The following is a 9,461-nucleotide window of genomic DNA, read 5'->3' as shown; positions in this document are numbered from 1 at the left end:
CACCGTCAGCCGCCCTCCACCGACTCCGAACAGAGAACAGTAGCCTCGCAGTAACGGAGTGTCACCGCATCAAGAACGGTGCATTCTCATCCGTACACGCTGGCGCACGTTCACCCGTACGCCGACAGCAGGATCCCGTCCCGCCGTCCGAGGCTGATGTGGTTGCCCGGGTAATCCAGCCTGCTCTTCGCAATCTTGCGGCCGGTCAGACGTCCCACGATCGCGTCCGTGGCCTGCCGGCCGGTGGAGCCGGCCGAAGCGCAGGACATCGGCAGCGGCCGGCCGTTGTCGCCGATGGCGTAGGCGCTATCGCCGGCGGCGTAGACGTTCGGGTGCGAGACCGACCGCATGGTGCCATCGACGACGATCTGACCGTTCTCGGTGACCTCCAGCCCGCTGGCGGCGGTGATCGGGGTGACCGCGAACCCAGCCGTCCACACGGTCGCGTCGGACGCCAAGGCGGTGCCGTCGGCGCACAGCACCCGCGTCGCTTCGACGGCTTCGACGCTGGTGTGCTCCAGCACGGTAATGCCCAGCCGGTCACAGGCCTGGCGCAGATGGCTGCGGGCTCCGGCGGACAGCCGGGCGCCCAGCTCGCCGCGGGCGATGAGCGCCACCGACAGGCCGGGCCGGGATTCGGCGAACTCGGTGGCGGTCTCAATGCCGGTCAACCCGTCGCCGACGACCAGCACACGCCCGCCCTCGCCCCGCCTGTCCAGGCTGTCCAGGCGTTCGCGCAGGCGCAGCGCCGCGGGCCGGGCGGTGACGTGGAAGGCGTGCTCGGCCACGCCGGGGACGCCGCAGTCGGCGACGTGGCTGCCGAGCGCGCAGACAAGCGTGTCGTAGCCGAGTTCGCCGCCGTCGGCGTCCGTGACGGCGACGACCTGGCGCTCGGGGTCGACGGCGGTGACACGGGCCAGGCGCAGCCGTATCCCCGTGCCCGCGAAGACGTCGGCGAGCCTTTGAGCCTCGAGGTCCTGGCCTGCCGCGAGCTGGTGCAGCCGCAGCCGCTCGACGAAGTCCGGCTCAGCGTTGACCACGGTGATCTCGGTGTCCGCCGGAGACAGCCGGCGGGCCAGGTTCCCGGCCACGTAGGCCCCGGCATAGCCGGCGCCGAGGACGACGATGCGGTGCTTCATGTGTTGCTCCTGTCGGTTCGCTTGCTCCCGGTGAGTTGACTCGGCCCTGGGTCACCGATTTTCTTGATCGAGGTTGCCGTGAGCCTGCGCCGAAAGGTCTTGCCAGTCGGCCCAGGTCTTGACGCGGTCGGCGTAGACCTGCTGGAGCATCGGGTAGAAGCCCTGCCCGAAGAGCACCCGCAGGGGCGGCTCGTCCAAGTCGACGATCTTGAGGAGCGCCTGAGCCGCGGCGGCCGGGTCGCCGGCGGGCTGCTTGCCCGCGAACGCGGCAATGCGCTGGCGAAGGCCGTCGTAGACCGGGTTGGGCTCGGCCAGGTGGCCGTTGTGGAGGGGATCGGGGTTCTTGCCGGACCGCGTGGCGAAGCCGCCGGGCTCGATCACAGTCACCTTGACGCCGAAGTCGGCGACCTCTTGGGCGAGGGATTCGTTCAGAGCTTCCAGGGCCCACTTGGAGGCGCTGTAGGCGCCGCTGAGCGGCATCGCCATGAGCCCGGCCGCCGAGGACAGCTGAATGATGTGCCCCGCGCCCTGCTCGCGCAGGTAGGGCAGCGCGGCCTGGATCACCCACAACGCGCCGAACAGGTTGGTCTCCAGCTGGTCGCGCAACTGCTGCTCGGCCAGCTCCTCGACCGCGCCGACCTGGGCATAGCCGGCGTTGTTCACGATGACGTCGAGACGGCCGAAGTGCTCCCTGGCCCGCTTCACACTCTCGAAGACGGCGGCCTTGTCGGTCACGTCCAGCTCCAGCGGAAGCACCGCCTCGCCGTAGGCGGCGACCAGCTCATCAAGGCTCGCGGCTTTCCGGGCGGCCGCGGCCACCCGGTCGCCGCGCGACAGGGCGGCCTCGACGAAGTTACGGCCGAGGCCGCGCGACGAACCGGTGACGAACCAGACCTTGCTCATGATGTCTTTCCGTTCTTTCTCCGGTGGCGGTCGCGCGGCGGTCACCACGCAACCGGCCAAGGCGATCAACTCGCGGGGAGTTGTGTGCCGCGCGAATCGTTCGCGCGGCGTCCTGACGACCATGAGGCGCCGGCGACCCGATCCCTGTGACAGAGCGGTCATGTGACGTGTGTCACCGATCACGGGTGTCACACAGCGGTGGGCGCCGGCGCCTAGTGCATGGAGCAGGATTTGCGGGTCTGGGAGGAGCCAGGTATGAACGAGCGCAGGGATGCAACGACGGGCACAGTCGAGCCGATGGCTGGTGGCGGCCGGATGGCCTGCGTTTCCGAGGCGACCGAGGCCTTCCTCGCCCACCGCAACCTGCTGTTCACCGTCGCCTACGAGATGCTCGGCTCGGCCGCCGACGCCGAGGACGTCCTGCAGGAGACCTGGCTGCGGTGGATGAAGGTCGACCTGGCGCAGGTGCTCGACCAGCGCGCCTACCTGGTGCAGATCGCCACCCGGCGCTCGCTCGACCGGCTGCGCACCATGAGGCGCCGCAAGGAGGCCTACGTCGGCCCCTGGCTGCCCGAGCCGCTGCTCACCGCGCCGGACGTGGCCGAGGACGTCGAGCTCGCCGAGAGTGTGTCGATGGCGCTGATGCTCGTCCTGGAGACGCTGTCGCCGACCGAGCGCGCCGTCTTCGTGCTGCGCGAGGTCTTCGACGTCGGCTACGACGAGATCGCGGCCGCGGTCGGCAAGACCCCGGCGACCGTGCGCCAGATCGCGCACCGCGCCCGGCGGCACGTCGACGCCCGCCGCCCTCGCGAGGTGGTCTCCGCGAGCCAGACCCGGGCGGTACTGGAGTCGTTTCAGCGCGCGGTCGAAACCAGGGACCTGCAGGGCCTGCTCGACGTGCTCGCCCCGGAGGTCGTCCTGATCAGCGACGGTGGCGGCGTCAAGCAGGCCGCGCCGCGGCCGATCATCGGCGCCGACAAGGTGGCCCGCATGATCGTCAGCGGCCTCGGCAAGGCCCAGATCGCGCTCGCCGGCAAACCCACCGTGGTCAACGGTAACCCGGCACTCCTGCTGCGCGTGGACGGCGACATCGACGGCGTCATAGCAGCCCGGGTCGAGGACGCCCGCATCACCGGCCTCTACTACGTCCGCAACCCGCAGAAGCTGACCCGCATCGCATCCGAGACCCCGCTCACCCTGCGATGAACACCGGTGACGAGCCGGCCCACAGCCTCGGAGCGATATGGACCTGACGGTGGCGCAACAGGCGACTCTCGTCCTACGCGGAACCGGCGATGTCGATCACGCTCCGAGGCCGCCACAAGCAGAACAAATTCCCCCACTGGGAGGTCATTCATGACAAAGGGCGTTACCGGCGAACTCGCCGGTCTGGAACTGCCGGTCGAGCGGGGCTGCCCGTTCGCCCCGCCCGCCGCCTACGAGCAACTGCGCGAGCAGGCGCCGATCAACAAGGTCCGCCTGGCCAGCGGCGGCGAGGCGTGGTGGGTGTCCGGGCATGAGGAGGCCCGTACCGTCCTCGTCGACGGCCGCTTCTCCTCCGACAAGCGCAAGGACGGCTTCCCGCTCTTCACCCTCGACGCGGCGACCCTGCAGCAGCTCCGCAGCCAGCCGCCGTTGATGCTCGGCATGGACGGCGCGGAACACTCCGCGGCCCGACGCCCGGTGATCGGCGAGTTCACCGTCAAGCGCCTCGCCGCGCTGCGCCCGCGCATCCAGGCCATCGTCGACCGCTTCATCGACGACCTGCTCGCCGCCGACCAGCGACCGGTCGACCTGGTGCAGGCGCTGTCGCTGCCGGTGCCCTCCCTGGTGATCTGCGAACTGCTCGGCGTCCCCTACACCGACCACGACTTCTTCCAAAGCCGCACCACCATGATGGTGCGCCGGACTTCGCTGGAGGACCGCCGGCGAGCCTTCGCCGAACTGCGCGCCTACATCGACGACCTGATCACCCGCAAGGAGTCCGAACCCAGCGACGACCTGTTCGGCCGGCAAATCGCCCGGCAGCGCCAGGAGGGCACCCTCGACCACGCGGGCTTGGTGAGCCTGGCCTTCCTTCTGCTGACCGCAGGCCACGAGACCACCGCGAACATGATCTCGCTCGGCGTGGTCGGGCTCCTCACCCACCCGGAGCAACTGGCCCTGATCAAGGCCGACCCGGACAGGACGCCCATGGCCGTGGAGGAACTGCTGCGCTACTTCACCATCGCCGACGGGGTCACCTCCCGGCTGGCCACCGAAGACGTGGAGATCGGCGGGGTGAGCATCAAGGCCGGCGAGGGCGTCATCGTCTCGGCCCTGTCGGCCAACTGGGACCCGGCGGCGTTCAAGGACCCGACCGACCTGGACGTCGAGCGCGGGGCCCGCCACCACCTCGCCTTCGGCTTCGGCCCGCACCAGTGCCTCGGCCAGAACCTGGCCCGGATGGAACTGCAGATCGTCTTCGACACGCTGTTCCGCCGCATCCCTGCCCTGCGGCTCGCCGTACCGGTCGATGACCTGCCGTTCAAGTCCGACGCCGTCATCTACGGCGCCCACGAACTCCCGGTCACCTGGTGAGCAGGACATGATGCGGATCAAAGCGGACACCCGTCTCTGCGTCGGCTCCGGGCAGTGCGTCCTGACCGAACCGGCCGTCTTCGACCAAGACGACGACGGCATCGTGGCCCTGCTGACCGACCACCCCGACGACCAGAGCGCCGCACAGGCGCACCACGCCGTCACCCTGTGCCCATCCCGAGCCCTATCCATCCTGTAGGAGTAAGCCCTCCCCGGGTGGACTACGCATCCGTCCGTACCCGTAGCTGGCGGGTAGGTCAGACCTTGCCTCCAGCGCATCCGCGCTGGAGGCAAGGTGCCGAATTCGACCGGCCGCCGCTCGTCGAACTCGACCCACCAGACTTCGCCACGTTGCACATGTCCTCCTGACACAGGACGGCAGGCGGACGCTGCGCGACCCTGACGCGCTGTGGAGACGGGTGCGGCCACCGTTGATCATCGATGTGCAAGACAAACGATCATGTGGTGGCCGCAGGTCACAGCGTAGACCCTGCCCGTCGGCGGGAGGCGTTCGAGGCGGCCATGGACCGGATCGCTGGTCGGTTCGCGCGGGTCGAACCCCGCACACAAGACGCCGATCCCGCCGGTTTGTGACAACCCGCCGCTGGTGTCCTCCATCACACCTCGGCAGTGTCACAGGAATCGGGTCGGCACCGTCACATGGTCGCAAGTACAACGACGTCAGGAGAGAACATGAACTCAGTATTGATCACTGGAGCGAACAAAGGCCTGGGCTACGAGACGGCGCGTAGGCTCGGAGAGCTGGGTTGGAGGGTCTTCCTCGGCTCACGCGACGAGGGCAGGGGAAGCGCCGCCGCGCAGAAGCTGGCCGCCGACGGCGCACACGTCATCATGGTCCCCTTGGACGTGACCTCGGAGGAGTCGGTGGCCGGGGCTGTGCGGCTAGTCCGGGAGCACACCGACCGAATGGACGTGCTGATCAACAACGCCGGCACGCCGGGCGGCGGTGTCAACCCGGCGGACGCGACGGCCAAGGACATCCACGCCGTCTACGACACCAATGTGTACGGGCCGGTCCGGGTCACGCACGCGTTCCTGCCGCTGTTGCAGGCGGCCGATAACCCGCGGGTGGTGATGGTCACCGGCGCCGGGGGATCTATCGTCGTCGTGACTGACCCCGGGCAAGCCGTCTCGACGATGTACGAACTCGCCTACACCTCGTCGAAGGCGGCACTGAACATGATCACCGTCCGATACGCCCAGGCGCTGCCGGCCATCAAGTTCAACGCCGTGACCCCCGGCGAGGTCGCCAACGGCAGGTTCACCGCCACCGACATGAACATCCACACGGGCGAGCTGACGGTCACCGAGGGCAGTGATCCGATCATCGAGCTCGCGACGCTCGCCGCTGACGGGCCAACCGGGATCTTCATCGATCGCCTCGGCCCCATCGCCTGGTAAACATCCCAGAACGGAGAGACAGATGAGCAAAGATTGGTTCGTCACAGGCTCCTGACCACCACCGCCAACCGCAAAGCGATCGACGGGATCCCCATCGAAACCCCGCGCGCAGCGGCAGGTGTTCGGGGAGCAGCCCGATGACCTGTGGCTGTGGGCCGAGACCGGCGACCGCCGGCAGGCCAAGGACCTGAACACGGCCACGGCCGCGAAGGTCGACCAGTACGTGGCGGCGGTGGAGGCGTTCGCGGCAAGCAACACGGTCATCCTGGCGCTGGCCGATGAGCTGGCCGCGGGCACGATCGAGGCGACGCTGGCCAAGTCGGACCTGGAGCTGGGCGTGGAGACCTTGGCGGAGGCACCGGCCCGGCAGGCGAACCCGTTCCCGGACGCGTCGCCGGTACAGGTCCGCCACCCGCTGACGGCCGACGACAAGGATGAGACGTCGTGGCCGTGGCTGCCGTGGCTGCCGTGGCTGGTGGTGGGCATGGTCGCCCTGGGCCAGTGGCAGATCATGGTGACCGACGACCGCCTGGTGGAGGGCTGGACGCCGGCGGGGTTCCGGTCTACCTGGTCTGCCGCCGCGGCCGAGGCGATCCGCCTGCGATAGCTCGCGCGTCCAGCCGTCCCCTATCCAGGTGCCGTCGGCCGCCAGCCTGTTCGACCTGCACAACGTGATCCAGGCCGCGATGGGCTGGCAGAACTATCACCTGCACCTGTTCGCCAAGGACTGGGTCGAGTACGGCGACAACCACACCAGCGAGTACGACGTGACCCTGGCCGGCCTGCTGCCCGAGCCGGGTCAGTGGCTGGCCTACCGTTACGACTTCGGCGACTGCTGGGACCACGACCTGGTGGTGGAGAAGATCCACCAGCCCGGCGCGAAGGCGCTCTACCCGCGCTGCAGCGCTGGCGGGCGCGCCTGCCCGCCGGAAGACAGCGGCGGCCCCGAGGGGTTCGCCGAGCTGCTGCGCGTTCTGCGGCACAAGAAGGGCTGGAAGTACCGCCAGGCGCGCAACATTCTCGGCGCCGGCCGCTGGAACGGCGCGGCCTGGGACCGCCAAGAGGTCAACGACCAGCTCGCCCAGCTCGGCACGCAGTGGGCGAACATGGCCCGTGACCGTGTTGCGGACGATTGGTGCGGTGGGCGAGGCGACAGTCTCCTCGCTCTCCTTCGCGGGGTCGGCGTCGACCGAGTCCGTACGAAGATCCTCGCCGAACTGGATGAAGGGAGCCTCGACGCCGTTCCTGATGTTGTGGCTCGCCCCTGGCGGGGGCGCGTGCTCTGCACGCTCGTCATGGTGTGTCATGCCCCCCCTGTACGGTCCTGGCGTCCCATCGGCTCAATTCCCTCTCAAATTGCTCTACCTGGCAGGATGCGACGATGCGCAGGACGGAGAACGCGGGTGGCAAGGGATCACATGGCGTGGCTGGGATGCGATGCCGGCGCATGCGACGCCGAGATGATCGCGCCCAGCAAACGGATCACCGCGCCCGTCGGTGTGCGGGAGATCACCCCCACGGCGAACCTGGTGCATCTGGCCCGGTCCTACCTGGCGGCCCGGCGCGGCCCGGAGGTGCTGACCCTGCCCGACCGAGCGCGTGAGTAGTTGGATCCAGCCGCGCGGGACACCGTGGAGGCGATGCGTGATGCCGATGGTCACGCCTGGTCGACCTGGCACCGGCACGCCCTTGACACCCTGAGGCCGTGACGGTCACCAGGAAGAAGCCGCCCGCCAAGGCGGCCCCGCCTGCGAAGGTCTGGACCATCCCAGGCTCCCCGTACCCCGGCGAAATCGACTGCTTCCTGCCAGCAGAACACCCCGGACAACCCCACACGAACGTGCGGTACGGACTGACCTGGGAGGAAGACGAGTGACCACCTGCCCCGCCAGCGTCGAGTGGACAGGCGACCGCTACGACATCCTCCCCGACAGCGAGCACGGCGCGCCCCTCCTCCGGGGCGGCCGCCGCATCGCCGGATACCGCGACGCGCGCTTTCTGAAGCGCCCCGACGCGCACACCGTCAAGCAGTGGCACGTCGCCGTCGTCTCCCACGAGTACGCCGTCGACGGCGGCACCGCCGAAATCACCGCAGCCTGCGACCCGCGCCGCAGACAGACGCAGATCGGCATATCCAGGCCACGATCCGTTCTGTCCGGGACGAAACAGCGGCCCGTTGGCGGGTCAAGGTTTCGTTCTGGAGGGCCAAGATGGTGTGCCGGTCAGCCGTCGCCATGCCTGGACGGGATAGAGGGGGACCTATCCGGCCGAGGGGTTGCGATGTTCACGGAGTTGATCAGGATGTGCTGCTCGCGCCGCCGCGAGCGGCGGTGCGGCGTGCGGCCGTCCGGTATGCGGCGTCTCGCGGTCGGGTCGGCCATTGTCGTGCTGCTGTTGCCATCGGCCGTACCCGGCCCGGCTGCTGCCGCCGCGCCGCTGGTGGAGTTCGCGTACGTCACTCTCAAGTCCGGCTTCGTGGCGGTGATCGACACGAAGACGAACACCGTCATCGCCACCATCCCCGTCGGCAACTCTCCAAGCGACGTGGCGATCACCCCGGACGGCCGTCACGGCTATATCGTCAATACGGGCTCGAACACCGTGTCGGTGATCAACAACGTACGGGCCACCATCCCCGTCGGTGACTCGCCCAGTGGGGTGGCGATCAACCCGGACGGCAGCCGCGCCTATGTCACCAATGCGCAGTCGAATACCGTGTCCGTGATCGACACGGGCTCCAACACCGTCATCGCCACCATCTCTGGTGTGCAATGGCCGCAGCACGTGGCGATCAGTCCGGACGGTGGCCGCGCCTACATCACCGGCAGCGGCATAGACGTGTTCGACACGGCGACCAACACCCCCATTGACCGCCGGGGCATGTTCCTCGACCAGCTGTTGGACGTGGCGATCACCCCGGACGGCAGCCGGGTGTACATCTCGGTTCCCGACGCCAAATACGTGCTGGCCTTGGACGCGGCCACCAATTCCACAATCGCCGAAATCCCCGGCGACGACTGGCCCGGCGGTGTGGCGATCACGCCGGACAGCAGCCGGGTATACGTCACCAACACCCATGATCCAGGCGGGGGTGGGGAGGAGGGCGGGACGCCGGAGCCGGGACCGGGCACCGTACAGGTGATCGACACCGCGACCAACACCGTCACCGCCACCATCACTGTCGAGGAGCCCTTGGACGTGGCGATCACGCCGGACGGCGGCCGTGCTTATGTCACAGACCTGTCGTCCAAGAGTGTGGTGGTGATCGACACGGCGACCAACTCCATCACCGGCACCATCCCCCTCGGCGCAAATCCCACCAGTGTGGCGATCGGGCACTACCGTTGACGCGCCGAGCGGCCGGGACGCGGCGCTCACGCACCCCCAGTACGTGCTGTGAAGAATGTGTGGCTGTTG

Annotated in this window: 10 protein-coding genes; 8 read left to right on the top strand and 2 right to left on the bottom strand. The window is 68.7% G+C overall.

All coding sequences use genetic code 11. The features are described from left to right. Positions 1 to 110: 110 nt before the first annotated feature. Together LDL49_RS28425 and LDL49_RS28420 are read right to left on the bottom strand one after the other, a co-directional pair. The gene (locus tag LDL49_RS28425; protein WP_225295160.1) at positions 111 to 1,139 is read right to left on the bottom strand and encodes an NAD(P)/FAD-dependent oxidoreductase; all 1,029 of its coding nucleotides are present in this window, start codon (positions 1,137 to 1,139) and stop codon (positions 111 to 113) included. A gap of 51 nt (positions 1,140 to 1,190) precedes the next feature. Then, a complete protein-coding gene (locus LDL49_RS28420) occupies positions 1,191 to 2,042 on the bottom strand; it encodes an SDR family NAD(P)-dependent oxidoreductase (RefSeq protein WP_225295158.1) in 852 nt (283 codons plus the stop codon). A 297-nt stretch (positions 2,043 to 2,339) separates the two neighbouring features. Between LDL49_RS28420 and LDL49_RS28415 the strand changes: the two genes are divergently transcribed. The 8 genes from LDL49_RS28415 (at position 2,340) to LDL49_RS28380 (ending at position 9,392) form a co-directional block, all read left to right on the top strand. Further along, positions 2,340 to 3,248 carry an RNA polymerase sigma-70 factor gene (locus tag LDL49_RS28415; RefSeq protein WP_372470449.1) on the top strand — a complete coding sequence of 303 codons (909 nt, stop codon included), beginning with the start codon at positions 2,340 to 2,342 and terminating at the stop codon, positions 3,246 to 3,248. A gap of 150 nt (positions 3,249 to 3,398) precedes the next feature. Continuing rightward, positions 3,399 to 4,622: a cytochrome P450 gene (locus LDL49_RS28410; RefSeq protein WP_225295156.1), complete on the top strand. Its 1,224-nt coding sequence runs from the start codon at positions 3,399 to 3,401 to the stop codon at positions 4,620 to 4,622. 7 nt (positions 4,623 to 4,629) lie between these two features. Then, the gene (locus LDL49_RS28405) at positions 4,630 to 4,821 is read left to right on the top strand and encodes a ferredoxin (RefSeq protein ID WP_308016197.1); all 192 of its coding nucleotides are present in this window, start codon (positions 4,630 to 4,632) and stop codon (positions 4,819 to 4,821) included. A 494-nt stretch (positions 4,822 to 5,315) separates the two neighbouring features. Further along, positions 5,316 to 6,044 carry an SDR family NAD(P)-dependent oxidoreductase gene (locus tag LDL49_RS28400; protein ID WP_225295154.1) on the top strand — a complete coding sequence of 243 codons (729 nt, stop codon included), beginning with the start codon at positions 5,316 to 5,318 and terminating at the stop codon, positions 6,042 to 6,044. Between the two features lie 118 nt (positions 6,045 to 6,162). Then, the gene (locus LDL49_RS28395) at positions 6,163 to 6,651 is read left to right on the top strand and encodes a hypothetical protein (protein WP_225295151.1); all 489 of its coding nucleotides are present in this window, start codon (positions 6,163 to 6,165) and stop codon (positions 6,649 to 6,651) included. A gap of 28 nt (positions 6,652 to 6,679) precedes the next feature. After that, on the top strand, positions 6,680 to 7,651 hold the full coding sequence (locus LDL49_RS28390) for a plasmid pRiA4b ORF-3 family protein (protein ID WP_225295149.1): 972 nt from the start codon (positions 6,680 to 6,682) through the stop codon (positions 7,649 to 7,651). Between the two features lie 98 nt (positions 7,652 to 7,749). Next, positions 7,750 to 7,920, top strand: coding sequence for a hypothetical protein (locus tag LDL49_RS28385; RefSeq protein WP_225295147.1), 171 nt, complete (start codon positions 7,750 to 7,752; stop codon positions 7,918 to 7,920). Positions 7,921 to 8,324: 404 nt separating this feature from the next. After that, entirely contained in the window at positions 8,325 to 9,392 is a 1,068-nt protein-coding gene (locus LDL49_RS28380; RefSeq protein WP_225295146.1) for a beta-propeller fold lactonase family protein, read from the top strand. Positions 9,393 to 9,461 lie beyond the last annotated feature (69 nt).

This window comes from Nonomuraea aurantiaca (assembly GCF_020215705.1).
Classification (GTDB): domain Bacteria; phylum Actinomycetota; class Actinomycetes; order Streptosporangiales; family Streptosporangiaceae; genus Nonomuraea; species Nonomuraea aurantiaca.
The sequence above is the reverse complement of the archived record's forward strand: the minus strand, read 5'-3'. Positions and strand labels throughout refer to the sequence as shown.